Genomic DNA, 17,265 nt, shown 5'->3' on the forward strand with positions numbered 1-17,265 from the left:
GCGCAATATAGGGCGATAACCGAACATTCAAGACCTCCTGCATCCCGGCGGTCGCGGTCCGGCGACCGAGTACGCGCGCGGCGGCACACGGCCACGACGGGCGAACGTAAGTTCGCCCTTCGCTTCGTGAGGGGAGGCGGGTGTGGTGCACTTGGCCCCGGGACGCCTGAGAGTCGTGGGCGTCCTTCGAGCGGCAGGCACGAGAGATGGGACGGCGATGGTCGACAGGGCTGGTTCGTCACGCACGGCGGCAACGGCGGCGGGCGCCGTCGGAGAGCCCGAACTGAGGCAGCTCCTGGCCGGGCTGACGGCGGTGCGCGACGGCGACTTCGGTACCCGGCTGCCCGATGAGGCCGACGGTCTGCTGGGGGAGATCGCCACCGTCTTCAACGGCATGGTGGACCAGCTCTCCCTCTTCACGTCCGAAGTGACCCGCGTGGCCCGCGAGGTGGGGACCGAGGGCACGCTGGGCGGTCAGGCCGAGGTACCGGGGGTGTCCGGCACCTGGGCGGATCTGACCGACTCGGTGAACGCGATGGCCGGCAACCTGACCACCCAGGTGAGGGACATCGCCCAGGTGGCGACCGCCGTGGCGCGCGGCGACCTGTCGCAGAAGATCGACGTGGCGGCCCGGGGCGAGATCCTGGAGCTCAAGGACACCGTCAACACGATGGTCGACCAGCTCTCCTCGTTCGCCGCCGAGGTCACCCGCGTGGCGCGCGAAGTGGGCAGCGAGGGCCGCCTGGGCGGCCAGGCGGAGGTGCCCGGCGTCGCCGGCGTGTGGCGGGACCTCACCGATTCCGTGAACTTCATGGCCGGGAACCTCACCGACCAGGTCCGCAACATCGCCCAGGTGACCACCGCGGTCGCGAAGGGCGACCTCTCGCAGAAGATCGCCGTGGACGCCCGGGGCGAGATCCTGGAGCTGAAGAACACCATCAACACCATGGTCGACCAGCTCTCCGCGTTCGCCGGGGAAGTCACCCGCGTGGCCCGCGAGGTCGGCACGGAGGGCATCCTCGGCGGCCAGGCGGACGTGAAGGGCGTCTCGGGCACCTGGCGCGACCTGACCGACTCGGTCAACTTCATGGCCGGCAACCTGACCTCCCAGGTGCGTTCCATCGCGCAGGTGGCCACCGCGGTCGCCCGGGGTGACCTCTCGCAGAAGGTCCGGGTGGACGCGCGCGGCGAGATCCTGGAGCTCAAGACCACGATCAACACGATGGTCGACCAGCTGTCCGCGTTCGCGGACGAGGTGACGCGCGTGGCCCGCGAGGTGGGCACGGACGGACGGCTCGGCGGCCAGGCGGACGTGAAGGGCGTCTCGGGCACCTGGCGCGACCTGACCGACTCGGTGAACTTCATGGCCGACAACCTCACCGCTCAGGTCCGCTCCATCGCCGAGGTCACCACCGCGGTCGCCCAGGGCGACCTCTCGCAGAAGATCCGGGTGGACGCCCGCGGCGAGATCCTGGAGCTGAAGGAGACCATCAACACGATGGTCGACCAGCTGTCCGCCTTCGCGGACGAGGTGACGCGCGTCGCCCGCGAGGTGGGCACCGAGGGCAACCTCGGCGGTCAGGCCACCGTCCGGGGTGTGTCCGGCACCTGGAAGGACCTCACGGACAACGTCAACGTGATGGCGTCGAACCTGACGGGCCAGGTGCGCTCCATCGCCCAGGTGGCCACCGCCGTGGCCCGTGGCGACCTCTCGCAGAAGATCGTCGTCGAGGCGAAGGGCGAAGTCGCCGCCCTCGCCGGGGTGATCAACACCATGGTCGACACCCTCTCGGCCTTCGCCGACGAGGTCACCCGTGTCGCGCGCGAAGTCGGCACCGAAGGCCGTCTCGGCGGCCAGGCACGGGTCCCCAACGTCGCCGGGACCTGGAAGGACCTGACCGACAACGTCAACTCCATGGCCAACAACCTCACCGGCCAGGTCCGCAACATCGCCCTCGTCACCACGGCGGTCGCCAACGGCGACCTGTCCAAGAAGATCGACGTCGACGCCCGCGGCGAGATCCTGGAGCTGAAGACCACCATCAACACGATGGTCGACCAGCTGTCCGCCTTCGCCGCCGAGGTCACCCGCGTCGCCCGCGAGGTCGGCAGCGAAGGCCGGCTCGGCGGCCAGGCGGAGGTCGAAGGCGTCTCCGGTACCTGGAAGCGTCTGACCGAGAACGTGAACGAGCTCGCCGGCAACCTGACCCGGCAGGTCCGGGCGATCGCCGAGGTCGCCAGTGCCGTCGCCGAGGGCGACCTGACCCGCTCGATCACCGTCGACGCCTCCGGCGAGGTCGCCGAACTCAAGGACAACATCAACTCCATGGTCGGCTCCCTGCGCGAGACGACCCGCGCCAACCAGGAGCAGGACTGGCTCAAGTCCAACCTCGCCCAGATCTCGTCCCTGATGCAGGGCCACCGCGACCTCGCCGTGGTCGCCGAACTCGTCATGGACGAACTCAGCCCGCTCGTCAACGCCAGCTACGGCGCCTTCTACCTCGGCGAGGAGATCGACGGGGACGCGGGGCTCACCCTGATCGGCTCCTTCGGCCGGCCCGCGGAGAGCCCCGCCGCCACCCGGGTGCGGCACGGAGAGACCCTGGTCGGACAGGCGGCCCGCAGCCGCCGCATCCTGACCACCGACAACGTGCCCGCCGGATACCTGATCTCCTCGGGCCTCGGCCACGCCGCCCCCGCCCACCTCATCGTCCTGCCCATCCTCGTCGAGGACCAGGTCCTCGGCGTCATCGAACTCGCCTCCTTCACCCCCTTCACCCCGGTGCACCGCGACTTCCTGGGCCGGCTGATGGAGACCATCGGCGTCAACGTCAACACCATCGTCGCCAACGCCCGCACCGACGAACTCCTCGACGAGTCCCAGCGCCTGACCGGCGAGCTCCAGGCCCGTTCCGCGGAACTCCAGGTCCAGCAGGAGGAGCTGCAGCGCTCCAACGCCCAGCTGGAGGAGAAGGCCGCCCTCCTGGCCAGCCAGAACAGCGACATCGAGGCCAAGAACCTGGAGATCGAACAGGCCCGCCAGGAACTGGAGGACCGGGCGCAGCAGCTGTCCCTGGCCTCCAAGTACAAGTCCGAGTTCCTCGCGAACATGAGCCACGAGCTGCGGACCCCCCTCAACAGCCTCCTCATCCTCGCCCAGCTGCTCGCGCAGAACCCCACGCGCAACCTGACGCCCAAGCAGGTCGAGTACGCCGGCATCATCCACTCGGCGGGCTCCGACCTCCTCCAGCTCATCAACGACATCCTCGACCTCTCGAAGGTCGAGGCGGGCAAGATGGACGTGAACCTGGAACGGGTCCCCCTCAAGCAGCTGCTCAACTACCTGGAAGCCTCCTTCAAGCCGCTGACCAGCCAAAAGGGCCTCGACTTCGACATCACGACCGCCCCCGGCGTCCCCGTGGACCTCCTGACCGACGACGCCCGTCTCCAGCAGATCCTGCGCAACCTGCTCTCCAACGCGGTGAAGTTCACCGAACACGGCCGCGTCCGCGTCCGGATCGAACCCGCCACCTCGGCCGAGCTCCCCGACGAGCTGGCGCAGGCCGGATCCGTGGTGGCGTTCCGCGTCATCGACAGCGGCATCGGGATCGAGGAACAGCAACTGGAAGCGATCTTCGCCGCGTTCCGCCAGGCCGACGGCACCACCAGCCGCAAGTACGGCGGCACCGGACTGGGCCTGTCGATCACCCGGGAGATCGCCCGCCTCCTGGGCGGCGCCGTCACCGCCCGCAGCGAGGTCGGAAAGGGCTCGACCTTCACCCTCTACCTCCCGGTCGCGGGACGGGAACTCGCCGAACCGGACGTGCCCTCCCTGGACAGCGCGGAAAGCGGCGCCCCCGCGCCCGAGCGGCCGGACGGAGCAGGCGAGCCCGCACCGCAGGAGCAGCCGCACCCCCGGCGCATCCTGGTCATCGAACAGCGCAGCAACGGCCTGCTCAGCCTGGTCGCGGAAAGCGCGGCCGGGGACCTGGCCGCGGGCCGGGCGGTCACCGCGCCGGCCGACCAGACCGAGGTCGTCACCGCCGTCACCGCCGCGGACGCGGCGGCCGCCCTCGCACAGACGCCCTTCCACTGCGTCGTACTCGAACTCGGACCCGACGGGGAAGGACTCCGCTTCATCCAGGCCCTGTCCGGGGACGCCGCGCTCGCCGCGCCGCCGGTCCTCGCCCACGACAACCGGCGCATGACCGGCCGTCAGCAGGCGGAGCTCGCCGAGCGTGCGGCCGTCCAGCCCCTGGAAGTGCTCTCCAGCCTGGACGAACTGCGCGAGCGCATCGCCCTGCACCTGTCGGTGGACCGCCCCGGCGACGTCCCCGCGCTCGTGCGCGACGACGGCAGGCCCGCCGTCCCCGAACACGCCGTCGTCGACGCCAGCCTCGCCGGCCGGTCCGTGCTCGTCGTCGACGACGACCCCCGCAACCTGTATGCCATCAGCGGGATCCTGGAACTGCACGGGATCCACGTCCTGCACGCCGAGAACGGCCGCAGCGGCATCGAAACCCTGACCAGCACGCCGGGAGTCGACCTCATCCTGATGGACGTGATGATGCCGGAACTGGACGGCTACGCGGCGACCGCCGAGATCAGGCGCATGCCCGAATACGCCGACCTCCCGATCCTCTCCGTCACGGCGAAGGCCATGCCGGGCGACCGTGAGAAGAGCCTCGCCTCCGGCGCGAGCGACTACGTCACCAAGCCCGTCGACGCCAACGACCTCATCACCCGGCTCCGCCGGTGGCTGCCGCCCCACCCCTCCTCGGGCACGACCTCAGCCTGACGGACCCGGCCACGCCACCCCCTTCCGGAGGAATCGACGCACGGTGAACACCACTCCTGACGACCACGCGGCCCCCGCGCTCCGCTCCGGCGGTGCGTCCCCCACGGCGGCCGGCCCCGCACCCGCCGCCGGCGCGCAGCCCCCGCCCACCACCCCCGCGGCGCCGCCGTCCGGCACCCTGAGCGCGGGCACCGGCACGGAGACCGGCCGGCTCGCCGCGACCGTGGAGCGGCTGCGGGAGGAAGCGCTGCGAGCCCAGTCGGACGCCGACGGCCGTGCCCTGGTGGAGCTGGCCAAGGGCGTCCTCGTCGGGCGCCTCGGCTGCGGGCCCGCCGAGGCGTCACGGCAGCTCGCCAAGCTCGCCGAACAATCCGGCACCACCCTGCTCGCCCTCGCCGTCGACGTCGTCAACCAGGCCGCCCGGGACCGCGTCAGCGAGGTCGCGCAGACCTTCCTCGCCACCGCCGCCGGCGAGGAGACCTCCACGCCGGCCACGTCGGCGGTCCGGCTGCGGACCACCGAGAGCCGCGTCCTGTCGGCCGGCGACACCCAGGCCGTCGCCACGGCCCTCCTCGACAACGCCCTCGCCCCCCTGGGCGCCCACGGCGTCGCCATCTGGGTCGCCGCCGCCGACGCCTCCCTCACCCTCGCCGGCCAGGCGGGCTTCACCACCGAGGACGCCGCCCGCTGGCACTACGTCCCGCCCGAGGTGGCCACCTGCGCCCGGCTCGCCCTCACCCACCGCGAGCTCTCCGTCGTCACCAGCCTCTCCCAGGTCAGCCTCCCGACCATCGGGCGGCGCCAGCACCCGCACGGCGGCCGCGTCGTCATCCCCGCCGGCACCGGCGGACGCATCCACGGCGTCCTGGAGATCGGCTGGCCCGAGCCACTGGCCCCGCAGCCCGCACCGGTCATCCGCCAGCTGGAAGCCCTGGCCGAACTGTGCGCCCACACCCTCGAAGAACACTCCCCGTACCCCGCCCCCGACCCGGCCGGCGCCGGGCAGCACGTCGCCCTGGCGGAGCTCACCGACCTCGCCCACCACATGGACGACCCCGTCCTCGTCCTCGCGCCCCTCCTCGACGGCCAGGGCCGTCTCGCGGACTTCCGCATCCACCACACCAACGACAGCTTCCTCGACCCGGCCGGCCGGCCCCGCTCGATGGTCACCGGACGCCACTTCCTCGAGATCTACCCGGCGGCAGCCGAAAGCGGCGGCCTCCTCGACAAACTGGAGCGCGTCTACGCCACCGGCGAGGCCTGCCAGGCCGCGCGCACCACCCTGACGACCTTCGTCGGAGAGGTCCCCCTCACCACCGTCGCCGACGTCCGCATCAGCCGGCACGGCACCGCCCTCCTGCTCATCTGGAAGATCGAGGACGAAAAGGCACGCCTGGCCAACCTGCTGCAACACGCCCAGCGACTCGGCCGGGTCGGCGGCTTCGAACAGATCGTGCACAGCGGGGAAATCAGCTGGAACGAGCAGCTGTTCGCCCTGTTCGGACTGCCGATGACCGCCAGCCCCGTTCCCCTCGAAGACCTCGCCGCCCACGCCCACCCCCACGACGTCAACGCCATCGGCCGCTTCCTGCGCATACTCCTGCACCGCCACCGCGAATCCTCCGTGGATTTCCGCCTCCAGCGGCCCGACGGCATCACACGCCACATCCGCCTGGTGGCCGAACCCGTACTCGACGGCCAGGGCCGCCTCTACTCGGTGCGCGGCGCCTGCCAGGACGTCTCCTCCCAGCACTGGACCGAGGTCGCCCTGGCCGCCACCCGCGACCAGCTCGCCGACACCGAGGCGGAAGCCGCCGAGAGCAGCCGGCTCGCCCTCCAGCTGCAACACGCCATCATGCCGCCCGCGCCGGCCCCCCTGGAGGTGCCCGGCATCCGGATCGCCGTACGCTACCGGCCGGCCGAATCCGAGTCGCTCGTCGGCGGCGACTGGTACGACTCCGTCGTCCTCCCCGGCGGCAAGGTCCTCCTCAGCGTCGGCGACGTCGCCGGACACGGAGTCAACGCCGCCACCGGCATGGTCACCCTGCGCAACGCCCTGCGCGGCCTCGCCGTCACCGGCGCCGGCCCGGCACAGCTGCTGGCCTGGCTCAACAGCCTCGCCTTCCACCTCACGAGCGACCTGACCGCCACCGCCGTCTGCGCGCTCTTCGACCCCCGGACCCGCACCCTCACCTGGGCCCGCGCCGGCCACCTCCCGCCGGTCCTGGTCAGGGGCGCCCGGTCCGAATCCTTCCCCCTCACCACCGGACTGCTGCTGGGAGCACTCTCCGACACCACCTACACCGAACAAGAGGTCCAGCTCGAAGCCGGCGACATCCTCCTCATGTACACCGACGGGCTCGTGGAGCGCAGGGACATCGCCGTCACCGACTCCCTGGCCCAGCTCCTCGCCGTGGCCTCGCGGCCCGCGGACACCCTGGAGAAACGCCTGGACAGCGTCCTGACGTACAGCGCCTCCGACACCGACGACGACACCTGTCTCATCGGAATCGAGGTCCGCTGACCCCCTCGGCGGTGAGAACGGCCGTCACCGTCTTGCCGTCGGGGTGGACGTGCACGTGGGTGGAGGCCAGCTGGTTGACCAGCCGCCACCCGAAGCCGCCGGGCTGCTCCGGCGTCCAGGGCCGGACCTCGGGCAGGGACCGCGAGCGGTCGGACACCTCGATGGTCACGGTGTCCGGCCGGGACGTGATCCGCAGGGCGGTCGCGCCACCGGCATGGAGGGCGGCGTTGGCCACCAGCTCGCTCACCACGGTCAACACGGCGTCCACGTCAGCCGCCGACGGCGTCGAACCGGCCAGGGCGCGGCGGGTGGCTTCCCGCGCCTCCGCGCAGGTGAGACCCGCGTCAGGGGAGTCCGGCAGAATCCGGGACGACAGAGTCGGCTGTTCCATCTTCCGCGCTTTCCCCTCCCCTTCGTCCGGCAAGCGACGGCCGGAAGCCGGCACCGGACCACGGGCCAGGCTAACTCCGATCAACCGGCACGGGTAGGGGCGGCACCCTCCCCTCCAGCCGGTGACCACGCCTTCCAGTGGGCAGAAGGGGTAGCGTCATGAGTATCGGGACGGGTCGCGATCGGGGTGAGCGGGCGTGGAACGAGTGGAGGCGGTGCGGTCCCGGTTCGTGTCCGGCGGCAGCGAGGAGACCTGGGAATACACCGAGCGGGCCTACGGTACGAGCCTGCGCGCGCACGGCGCCCTGCCCGACCGCCCCCTGCGCCACGAGCGGGTCACCGCGGGCCCCCTGGCCTGCGACGAGCTGACCGTCCCGGGCACCTGGACGTACGACGTCGACCCGCTGGACGCGCTGGTCGTCACGATGCCTTCGGCCGGCTCCTGGCGGATGGAGATGGCCGGAGTCGACACCCGTCTGCGGGGCGAGGGCATCGCCCTGACCCCGCCGGGGCGGCCCTACCGGGCCGAGTCCCGGGACCTCGGCATCTTCGCGATCAGCCTCGACCCGGCCGTCCTCCACACCGTGGCCGCCGCGCGGGACGGGCGTCCTCCGGGCCGGCCGGCCTTCACCGGCTTCACCCCCATCCGTGCCGCGGACGCCCGCCTGTGGGCGGCCACCGCCGCCTACATCCGCGCCACCCTGGCCACCGTCCCCCTCACCGGCCTCGTCGTCGGTGAGGCCGCCCGCCTGGCCGCCGCGACCGTCCTGCACGTCTTCCCCAACCGGATCCTGCCCGACCCCGTCCCGGCCGACAGCAACGACGCCCACTCCGACACCCTGCGCCGGGCCATGGCCTTCATCGAGAACAACGCCGACCGCGACATCGGCCTCGCCGACATCGCCGCCTCGATCCCCGTCACACCCCGCGCCGTCCAGTACGCCTTCGAACGCCACGCCGCGACCACCCCACTCGCCTACCTCCGCCGCGTCCGCCTCGCCCACGCACACGACGAGCTCGTCCGGGCGGACCCGGGCACGACGACCGTCACGGCCGTCGCCCTGCGATGGGGTTTCGCACACGCGAGCCGATTCGCCGCCCTCCACCGGTCGGCGTACGGGGTCTCACCCTCGGCCACCCTCCGCGGCCGCTAGATGAATACGATTGTCGTCGGCTAGTGTGTGCCCGCTCGTGCCGGGCCGCCCCGGGCGGGCTGGGCACGTTCCGCCGCCACGGTGGAGGAAGAGCGAGGGGCACAGCGTGGGTGAGGGCTCGGCGAGCACGGCGACGAAACCTCCGCCACCCCGTCCCTCCGGCCCCCAGGGCGGCGAGGCGGACGCGGAGCGGCGCCGGGCGAGGGCCGCCGCGACCGGTGCGGCCCTGGTCGGGGCCGCTGTGGTCGCGGTACTCAGCGGACCGTGGCTGGAGCGACGGTTCGGACTGGCGGCGTTGGGGGCGTGGCGCACGCTGCTGGTGGCCATCGTCATGCAGGGCGTGCCGTTCCTGGTCCTCGGCACGATCGTCTCGGCGGCCATCGGCGCGTTCGTCCCCGACCGTGCCTTCTCCAGGATCCTGCCGCGCAACCCCGTTCTCGCCGTTCCGGTGGCCGGTGCCGCCGGAGTGGTGCTCCCGGGCTGTGAGTGCGCGTCCGTCCCGGTCGCGGGCAGCCTGATGCGCCGGGGCGTGGCCCCGGCCGCGGCCCTGACGTTCCTGCTCGCCGCGCCCGCCGTCAACCCGGTGGTGCTCGTCGCCACCGCGATCGCGTTCCCGGGCAGGCCGGAGATGGTGGCCGCGCGGTTCGGCGCCTCGCTCGTCACCTCGGTCGTCATGGGGTGGCTCTGGATCCGGTGGGGGCGCGAGGAGTGGCTGCGGCTGCCGGCCGCGCACACCCGGCACGCGCCCGGCGCGGGCCGGCTGGAGACCTTCCGGCGGGGGCTGGAGCACGACTTCCTCCAGGCGGGCGGCTTCCTGGTGGTCGGCGCCATGGCCGCGGCGACCTTCAACGTCCTCGTACCGCCGTCCGTCCTGGAGACCTTCTCCGGCTCTCCCTGGCTGGGCGTGCTCGTCGCGGCGGCACTCGCGGTACTCCTGTCGGTGTGCTCGGAGGCGGACGCGTTCGTCGCCTCGTCCTTCACCGGCTTCTCGCCCACCGCCCGCCTCGCCTTCATGGTGGTGGGCCCGATGGTCGACATGAAGCTCATCGCCCTGCAGTCGGGGGCCTTCGGGCGGGCGTTCGCCGTGCGCTTCTGCGCCGCCACGTTCGTCGTGGCGATCCTGTGCGCCGTTCTCGTCGCAGGAGTGCTCCTGTGACCGGACGACCTCCCGCCCGCGCGGACCGCACCCGCCTCCTGAGCGGTCTCGGCCGGCCCTTCCTGCTGGTGGTGACCGGTACCGGCCTGCTCCACACCACCGTGCGCAGCGACGTGTACCTCCGGTACGTGAAGGAAGGACTGCGGCCCTACCTCGTCACCTCCGGACTCCTGCTGCTCGCCCTGGGTTTCGCGGGCCTGGGCGCCGAACTGATCCACCGCCTCCGGGAGCCGACCGGCACCCCCACGGAACAGCACGACGGCCACGGCCACGGCCACGACCACGACCATGGCCACGACCACGGACAGGGCGCCGGCAGGCACGTCGCCTGGCTCCTCGCCGCCCCCGCCCTCACCCTGATGTTCATCGCCCCGCCCGCGCTCGGCTCGTACACCGCTTCGCGGGACGGAGCCGCGTCCGGCGGCAGCGAGCAGAGCGCCTACGGGGATCTGGGCAACGCGCCGACCACGCCGCTGGCCCTGGAGGAGTTCATCGGACGCTCCGTGCACGCGCCGAAGACCCTGGACGGCCGCGAGGTCCGGCTCCTCGGGTTCGTCTCCGCCGGCAAGAGCCCCGACACCTGGTACCTCAACCGCCTCAAGCTCAGCTGCTGCGCGGCCGACGCACGCACCCTGCACGTGGAGATGCGCGGCGTGAAAGCACCCGCCGACGACACCTGGGCCGAGGTGACCGGCGTCCTGCGGGACGGACACGCCACCGTCGAGAACCCCGTCCCGACCATGACGGTCGAAGTCCTCAAGCCGGTCCCCCCACCACGCAACCCCTACCTCGACGCCCCGCCCACGGACGGCTGACCCCCGCCCGGCAGCCGCCGCATCGGTCCGCCCCGGAAGGAACCCCCTAGAGGGTGTCCGCAAAGTCCCGCCTGCCCCGCGACGCCCGGCACGCACTCTCGCCGCACCGGGCGCAAGACCGAGTACGTCCAGTACGAGGTCTCGCGCCCGGCGCACCGAGAGCACGCACCGGACGCCGCGGGGCCCGCCCTGCGGGCGGACGACGCTACTTTGCGGACACCCCCTAGAGCGCGAGCGCCTCGTCCACCGGGCGGGCGGCCGTCGCCATCCGGCCGGGGGTGAGACCGGCGAGGGCTCGGAACTCCCGGGTGAGGTGGGCCTGGTCGTAGAAACCGCAGCCGGCGGCGATTCCGGCGAGGTCCGCGGGACCGCGGGCGAGCAGCCGAGCGGCACGGCGGAACCGGAGGACCCGCGCCGAGGTCTTCGGCGTGAGGCCGACCTGTTCGGTGAACCGGCGCACCAGGTAGCTGCGGCTCCATCCCACCTCGTCGGCGAGTCGGGCGATCGGGACCGCCCCGGCCGAGCCGGTGAGCAGACACCACGCGCGTTCGACCTCGGGAGCGGGCTCCGGGCCGCGCCCGAGCCGGGCCAGCAGTACGGCGTCGAGCAGGTCGAACCTGGCGGCCCAGCCACGGGCGGCCACCAGACGCTCCACCCACACACCGGCCTCGGGGCCCAGGACGTCATCCAGCTCGACCACGAGGTTGGTCAACTCGCGCAGGGGCAGGGCGAGCAGCCGGTAGGCGCCGAGCGGGGTGAACTCCAGGCGGATCACCTCCTGCCGGCCACCGGGATGGGTACACCACGCCGGCCGGTCCTCCATGCCGACCACCACCGAACCGACCCGGCCGGTACCCGAGCCCGGCACGCCGAGGCGGCGGATCTGACTGAACGGCTCGGCGAGGCTGAGGTTCAGGATGACGCGGCCGGTCGGAACCATCCGGACCTCGTAGGGCGGGGCCAGGTGGGAGTAACCGATCCGGCCGCACAGGTAGGGCCGTAGCGCGGGGTGCAGGGGACGGGTGACCCGCCGCAGCCCTCCGGTGCCGGAGACCGTGACCCCACGATCCACTCCGCCACCACGCCCGACCCCACGGTCCACGAGACATCCCCTCCGCCCGGGACCGGCCCGACGGGACCGTTTCCCCTCAGCCGAAGACTCGTCGTCCACGATATACAGCGCGCGTCGGAACGCCATAGGGGCAGGGCCGGCGGGAGTCACGGCCCAAGGGCGAACGAACGCGCCGCCCGTCGGCCGGCTGCTCGGGCTACCGCGCGGCCGCGATCCGCCAGGAGCCACGGCGTACGTCGAGGGTCGCGGTGAGGTCGGCGTGCGGCGGGAAGGGGACGCCGAGCCGCCACGGGTCCGGCAGGGCGGCCAGGTTGACGGCGACCAGGTCCTCGGTGACCTCGCCCAGGGCTCCGATCCAGTGCGGTGCGGTGGCGATCAGCCGCTCGGCCAGCCGGGGTCCGGGCTCGGGAACGCGCGCGAGGGGTTCCTGCGCGCGTCCGGCGAGGGCGGAGCCCGCCAGCAGGGTCAGCAGCCGCGCCAGGACCGCGCCCGGCAGGGCGGGGTCCCGCGTCTCCAACGCCACGTAACAGTCGTCGTGGCCCGAGAACCACACCCGAGAGGCTCCCAGGCGGCTCAGGAGCGGCTCGTCGAAGTCGGTCGTGCCGAGCACGAGGGCGAACTCGTCCAGCTGCTCCGCGGTCACATCGACAGGCACGTCGATCAGCGCCAGCTCGTACGGCGACCAGGTCCCGTCCAGGAAACGGGGCAAGAACTCCCGCTCCACGACCAGGAACTCCTCCGCGAGTCCGTTCGTGCCGGACGCCCAGGATCCGAGGGCGTGGACCGTGCACGGCACGCCGAGGTCGGCCGCGATCAGCGAGGGCCGCAGGGATTGCCAGTGCTCATCCAGATAGGAGTTGCTCTCCAGCGACACCACCGCCACCGCGCCGCTCGCCACGGCCACGAGCAGGTCCACCAGCTCGCCCGCCTGGGCAGCACCGGCGCTCACCCGCCACAGCCCCCCGGCCCCGGCCTCGCTCCCGGCCTCGCAGACGCTGAAGCTCAACGGGAAGGGCCGCCGCTCCACGCCGACACTGTTCACGCTGAACGCGCCCCACTGCCCGACCTCGATCACTGCCCACCCCCGAGAACCCGCCGGACCCACTGCCCGGCCCCTGCGCGCCCATCATCGCCGGTCGGCAGGACGGGCCCGCCCAGGCCGGCCACCACGACCGCGGCGGCATCGCGGTCGGAGCAGTCCATCACCCCCAAGCCGGGTCCTCCGGCGTGGCTGCTCGCCTCGGTGCCGATACCGGGCGTGTCATGTGTGCGGGCCGGTGGGCGCCCGTACGCGACGGAACGCGCGCCCGGGAGCGGCCGGAAACACCGCCGCCCGCACGGCCGAGACGAACCTCCGGTGCCGACGCTGAGGAAGCCATGATGAAACGTCCCGCGCGCCGTTCCCTGCTCACGGCCGGGGTCGGCGGATCGGTCGCCGCCGTCGTCTCCGCCGCCGTCCTCCTGCGGGGCGGCCCCGGGGCACCGGGACCGGCGGCCTCCCCCACAACCCCGGCTCTGTCCGCCTCCGGGGCCGGCTCGCTCCGCACGGACCTGACCGTACGCAGCAGGCTGCTCGGGCGGGACGTCCCGTACAGCCTCTACCTGCCCGCCCGCGCGGGCTCCGGGATCCCGGTCCTCTTCCTCCTGCACGGCGCGAGCGGGAGCCACACCGACTGGGCCGTCAAGGGCGGCATCGTGGCGACCCTCGAACAGGCCGTCGCGGCGGGCCGGATCCCGGTTTGCGCTCTCGCCATGCCCGACGCCCGGCGCGACCCCGGCCGGCCGGGCGGCGGCCAGGACGAGACGTTCTACGTCAACGACATCGCCGCCGCCGGATCCGGCGGCGGCGACACCCTGCGCTACGAGGACATGTTCATCGCGGAGTTCGTCCCAGCCGTCGAACACGCCCATGGACTGGGCGGCCGGCCGGAGAAGAGGGCCATCGCCGGGCTCTCCATGGGCGGCTACGGCGCACTGATGTACGCCCTGCGGTACCCGGGCCTGTTCGGCGCCGCCGCCGGACTGAGCACGGCGCACTTCACCGACGAGGGCTACCGCGCGATCCCGACGAAGGAGTGGAACCGCTTCTTCGGCCACGCCTTCGGCCGTGATCTGGAGGGCTCGGCCCGCCTGACGGACCGCTTCCGGGAGTACGACCTGGCCGACATCATCCGCCGCACCGCCCCCGACCGCCTCCGCCGCACCCGCTACCACCTCGGCTGCGGGACCGGGGACGCCAACCACCTGCCGGGAACCGGGGACCTGACCACCGCCTTCGCGGCCCGCGGCGCGGACACCGAGACGCTCCTGCTACCGGGCGGCCACAACTGGCCCTACTGGACCGCCGCGGCGGCCCGCATGCTGGACTTCTTCGGCCGCCGACTCGGCTGACGGGCCGCCGCGGCTCGCGCCTCTGCCCGCCGTCTAACCTCTCCTCTTGAGGGGTGGGATCGTGGAGAAGTCGATCGTGGCCGAGTCCATCAGGTACTCCGGTGTGTGCCAGGAGTGCGGTGGCTCGGCAGAGTGCTGCGGTGTTCAGGCGCTGGTGGGTGCGGTCCTGCGGTGGGATGTCGAGTCGACGTGTCCGGCCTGCGGGTTCGCCCTGGCCGTCTGCGGCGGCGCCCTACCGGAGGAACTGCGTGACCGGCTGCTCTCCGAACACGGGCCGGCAAGGCTGCGGATAGCCCTGCCGGGGGCGAGGAACGCCGCCGTCATGCGGGTGCTCCGGGCGGAACTCGGCGTCGGTCTGGGCGGCGTCCGGGCCGTGCTGGAGCAGGTTCTGACCGGGCAGTATGCGGGCACCCTGCCCGAGATGGAGCTCCTGGCCCGGAAGCTGCGGGCATCAGGCATCGAAGCGACCGCTTCACGGACGGCGGATTGAGCGTCCCGCGCCCCGGCCGGAGTGTGATGCGGCACACATCGAAGGGAGCGATGACTCTTCTCCTCGCCGTCAGTCATACAGGTGACCACGACGAAGCAAGAAGCAGGGAAGGCTCCACATGACCAGCATGCTCACCGCGCCCCGCCACGTCCCGTCGGCCGCCCCCGCGTCGCGGACCCCCGCGCGGTGGACCGTGGCCGGCGGTGTGGCGGCGGGACCACTGTTCCTCGCGGCCGGCCTCGCCCAGGGCCTCGCGCGGGACGGCTTCGACTTCACGCGGAACGCGATCAGCCAGCTCGCCCTCGGCGAGACGGGCTGGATCCAGACAGCGAGTTTCCTGCTCACCGGCGCACTGCTGACCGCCGGAGCGGCCGCCCTGCGGCAGGCCCTGCGCGGCGGCCCCGGCGGGACCTGGGGGCCGGCCCTGACCGCCGTCTTCGCCGTCTCCTTCTGGATGGCGGCGGCCTTCCCCGCCGACCCCGGAGCGGGCTTCCCCGCCGGCGCGTCCCAGGCGACGGTGATGAGCGCGCACGGAACCGTCCACATGGCCGCCGGCACGATCGGCTACCTCGCCCTGTGCGCCGCGTTCGTCGTCCTGGCCCGTCCGCTCGCGGCCCGCGGTCTGCGGGGCTGGGCGGTGGCGTCCCGCGCCGTCCCCGTGGCGGTGCTCGCCGGCTTCATGGCCTCGGCCGCCTCGGTCCTGGCGTTCACCGCCGGCGCCGGTCTCGGCCTGCTGTGGCTGAGCGCGGTGACGGCCCGCCTGGCCGCCATGCCGGCCGACCGCTAGCGGCCCGCCGCGCACACCGGCATCATCAACCCACCACCAAGATCAACACGCTACGAAACGGATGCACCCCATGACTACTGACGCCGTGAAGGGTCCTGCCAGCTACTTCCCCTCCATCGAGAAGAAGTACGGCCGTCCGATCGCCGAGTGGAAGGACCTCATCCGTACCTCCTCACTGACCAGGCACATGGAGCTGGTCGACTGGCTCAAGTCCGAGCACGGCCTCGGCCACGGCCACGCCAACGCCCTCGTCGCCCACACCCTCGCCGAAGGCAGCGGCAAGTGAACGGGCCGAGCGGCCGAGCCGTGCCCGTCGGGGCCCGGCGCGACGCGTACTTCGGCGCTCAGGTGGCGATGGTGGCAAGGCCTGCGACGCCGATGAGGTAGATGACCACCACGGTGATGCTGTCGATGCCCATGCGGGCGTACTGGCGGCGCGGCCGGAAGATCAGCCCGGCCATGTAGACGACCGTGAGGATGATGCCGAGTGCCGTGAGGTAGATGTCGGTGTGGTGCGCGGCCGGCAGGACCGGCTCGCCGGAGATGACGGTGGCGAGCAGGAACAGGACCGGCAGGAAGGCGTTCCCGCCGAAGATGTCGCTGACGGCGAGCTGGTAGTCGCCCAGCTTCGTCGAGGTCAGGCCGGTGCTGACCTCGGGCAGGGAGGTGGCCGCGGCCAGCACGGTCGCACCGAACAGCACGCCGCTGAGGCCCTGTCGGGCGAAGAACTCCTCGCCGCTGCGCTCGATGACGACGCCGGCCACGAGGGTGGCCAGCGCGGAGATCCCGAAGACGAGTGCGGCGCGGGCGGTGCTGACGCCCTTGTCGCTGGCGGCCTTCTCCTTCTTGCCCTTGGAGTGCCCGCGCGGTTCGGGCTGGCCGCCGGGCGCGTCGCCGCCCTCCCGCCACGGCAGTCCCTCCTTGCCCGCCCGGTCGAGCAGGAGCAGACCGATGACCCACAGGACGGCGATCGCCACCGAGGCCGGGGCCAGCCGGGCGGCGTGCAGGTCCGGCGGGAGCTGCGTGCCCATGACCACGACGGCGAGGACGACCACCACCAGCGCGCCTTCGAGGACCAGCAGCAGGCTGGCGGCAAGACGGGTGAGCGGAGCACGCGGACGGACCCCGGCGGCGTCCAGGACGGCCAGCACGACGGTCTGGATGGCGACACCACCGAGGATGTTGCCCACCGCCACATCGAGTTGGCCGGCCATCGACGCACTCACCGTGATGGCGACCTCGGGCAGGTTCGTGGCGATCGCCAGCAGGATCAGACCGCCCAGCGCACTGCCGAGCCCGAGACGTTCGGCGAGGACGTCGGTGGTGTCCGACAGCTTGATCCCCGCACCCCAGATGACGGCCGCGCTGGCCACGAACAGCACCAGCAGCACCGGTGAACCCAAAGATCCCATGCGACCGGCCTACCCGCCGAAAGGGACCCCATGCAGCAGGCACGCTTCGGGCCCCCGCCCCACGGGCCCGGAGCACGGTGCCGCCCGCTGGACGGAATGGTCCAGGGCCGGATCCGTCCGGCCCGAGGCCCTTCCGTCGTCTCCGGCCCGGAGGAATGCTGGTGGTCATCGACGGGAAGCCCCGTCCGGCCGAGGGGCCGTGCGTCACCGCGGGACGCGAGCCGGAACCCTCTGCCAGCCCGAGAGAAGAGGACCACCACGTCATGATGCGCCCCC

General features: G+C 72.6%; 13 protein-coding genes. 9 read left to right on the plus strand and 4 right to left on the minus strand.

The features are described 5' to 3' along the window. Window positions 1-217: 217 nt before the first annotated feature. Window positions 218-4,798 carry a HAMP domain-containing protein gene (locus ACZ5NJ_RS04715; RefSeq protein WP_468762736.1) on the plus strand — a complete coding sequence of 1,527 codons (4,581 nt, stop codon included), beginning with the start codon at window positions 218-220 and terminating at the stop codon, window positions 4,796-4,798. Between the two features lie 43 nt (window positions 4,799-4,841). Beyond that, entirely contained in the window at window positions 4,842-7,322 is a 2,481-nt protein-coding gene (locus tag ACZ5NJ_RS04720; RefSeq protein ID WP_468762738.1) for a SpoIIE family protein phosphatase, read from the plus strand. On the opposite strand, the gene ACZ5NJ_RS04725 is transcribed toward ACZ5NJ_RS04720, so the two are convergent. Further along, window positions 7,300-7,713 (minus strand): ATP-binding protein, encoded by a 414-nt coding sequence (locus ACZ5NJ_RS04725; RefSeq protein ID WP_468762740.1) that lies wholly within the window; start codon window positions 7,711-7,713, stop codon window positions 7,300-7,302. The two genes, ACZ5NJ_RS04720 and ACZ5NJ_RS04725, sit on opposite strands and share 23 nt — an antisense overlap. A gap of 196 nt (window positions 7,714-7,909) precedes the next feature. Here ACZ5NJ_RS04725 and ACZ5NJ_RS04730 point away from each other — a divergent pair, with 196 nt between their 5' ends. The 3 genes from ACZ5NJ_RS04730 to ACZ5NJ_RS04740 all read left to right on the plus strand — a co-directional run bounded on the left by ACZ5NJ_RS04730 (window position 7,910) and on the right by ACZ5NJ_RS04740 (window position 10,837). Beyond that, window positions 7,910-8,866, plus strand: a complete 957-nt coding sequence (locus ACZ5NJ_RS04730; protein WP_468762742.1) for a helix-turn-helix transcriptional regulator — start codon at window positions 7,910-7,912, stop codon at window positions 8,864-8,866. 106 nt (window positions 8,867-8,972) lie between these two features. After that, the gene (locus ACZ5NJ_RS04735; RefSeq protein WP_468762744.1) at window positions 8,973-10,022 is read left to right on the plus strand and encodes a permease; all 1,050 of its coding nucleotides are present in this window, start codon (window positions 8,973-8,975) and stop codon (window positions 10,020-10,022) included. Continuing rightward, a complete protein-coding gene (locus ACZ5NJ_RS04740; protein ID WP_468762746.1) occupies window positions 10,019-10,837 on the plus strand; it encodes a TIGR03943 family putative permease subunit in 819 nt (272 codons plus the stop codon). Before ACZ5NJ_RS04735 ends, ACZ5NJ_RS04740 begins: the two co-directional genes overlap by 4 nt. A gap of 223 nt (window positions 10,838-11,060) precedes the next feature. Here the strand turns inward: ACZ5NJ_RS04740 and ACZ5NJ_RS04745 are convergent, their stop codons facing one another. Both ACZ5NJ_RS04745 and ACZ5NJ_RS04750 read right to left on the minus strand, forming a co-directional pair. Next, window positions 11,061-11,909, minus strand: a complete 849-nt coding sequence (locus tag ACZ5NJ_RS04745) for a helix-turn-helix domain-containing protein (protein WP_468762748.1) — start codon at window positions 11,907-11,909, stop codon at window positions 11,061-11,063. A 196-nt stretch (window positions 11,910-12,105) separates the two neighbouring features. Beyond that, entirely contained in the window at window positions 12,106-12,951 is an 846-nt protein-coding gene (locus ACZ5NJ_RS04750; protein ID WP_468762750.1) for a hypothetical protein, read from the minus strand. 338 nt (window positions 12,952-13,289) lie between these two features. Here ACZ5NJ_RS04750 and ACZ5NJ_RS04755 point away from each other — a divergent pair, with 338 nt between their 5' ends. The 4 genes from ACZ5NJ_RS04755 to ACZ5NJ_RS04770 all read left to right on the plus strand — a co-directional run bounded on the left by ACZ5NJ_RS04755 (window position 13,290) and on the right by ACZ5NJ_RS04770 (window position 15,863). Next, the gene (locus ACZ5NJ_RS04755; protein ID WP_468762752.1) at window positions 13,290-14,300 is read left to right on the plus strand and encodes an alpha/beta hydrolase; all 1,011 of its coding nucleotides are present in this window, start codon (window positions 13,290-13,292) and stop codon (window positions 14,298-14,300) included. A 46-nt stretch (window positions 14,301-14,346) separates the two neighbouring features. Next, window positions 14,347-14,790, plus strand: coding sequence for a hypothetical protein (locus ACZ5NJ_RS04760; protein ID WP_468762754.1), 444 nt, complete (start codon window positions 14,347-14,349; stop codon window positions 14,788-14,790). A gap of 118 nt (window positions 14,791-14,908) precedes the next feature. Continuing rightward, window positions 14,909-15,577 (plus strand): DUF998 domain-containing protein, encoded by a 669-nt coding sequence (locus ACZ5NJ_RS04765; RefSeq protein WP_468762756.1) that lies wholly within the window; start codon window positions 14,909-14,911, stop codon window positions 15,575-15,577. Between the two features lie 70 nt (window positions 15,578-15,647). Continuing rightward, window positions 15,648-15,863 (plus strand): DUF4287 domain-containing protein, encoded by a 216-nt coding sequence (locus ACZ5NJ_RS04770; protein ID WP_468762758.1) that lies wholly within the window; start codon window positions 15,648-15,650, stop codon window positions 15,861-15,863. Window positions 15,864-15,921: 58 nt separating this feature from the next. On the opposite strand, the gene ACZ5NJ_RS04775 is transcribed toward ACZ5NJ_RS04770, so the two are convergent. Next, complete coding sequence (locus tag ACZ5NJ_RS04775; RefSeq protein ID WP_468762760.1) at window positions 15,922-16,989, minus strand: hypothetical protein; 1,068 nt, start codon at window positions 16,987-16,989, stop codon at window positions 15,922-15,924. Window positions 16,990-17,265 lie beyond the last annotated feature (276 nt).

The sequence above is a fragment of the Streptomyces sp. NPDC032091 genome (assembly GCF_055580265.1).

Excerpts from the sequence above, each read along its gene's own strand:
- ACZ5NJ_RS04725 (WP_468762740.1), bottom strand. The coding sequence starts at position 7,713 with ATGGAACAGCCGACTCTGTCGTCCCGGATTCTGCCGGACTCCCCTGAC.
- ACZ5NJ_RS04765 (WP_468762756.1), top strand. The coding sequence starts at position 14,909 with ATGACCAGCATGCTCACCGCGCCCCGCCACGTCCCGTCGGCCGCCCCC.
- ACZ5NJ_RS04775 (WP_468762760.1), bottom strand. The coding sequence starts at position 16,989 with ATGGGATCTTTGGGTTCACCGGTGCTGCTGGTGCTGTTCGTGGCCAGC.
- ACZ5NJ_RS04770 (WP_468762758.1), top strand. The coding sequence starts at position 15,648 with ATGACTACTGACGCCGTGAAGGGTCCTGCCAGCTACTTCCCCTCCATC.
- ACZ5NJ_RS04715 (WP_468762736.1), top strand. The coding sequence starts at position 218 with ATGGTCGACAGGGCTGGTTCGTCACGCACGGCGGCAACGGCGGCGGGC.
- ACZ5NJ_RS04755 (WP_468762752.1), top strand. The coding sequence starts at position 13,290 with ATGAAACGTCCCGCGCGCCGTTCCCTGCTCACGGCCGGGGTCGGCGGA.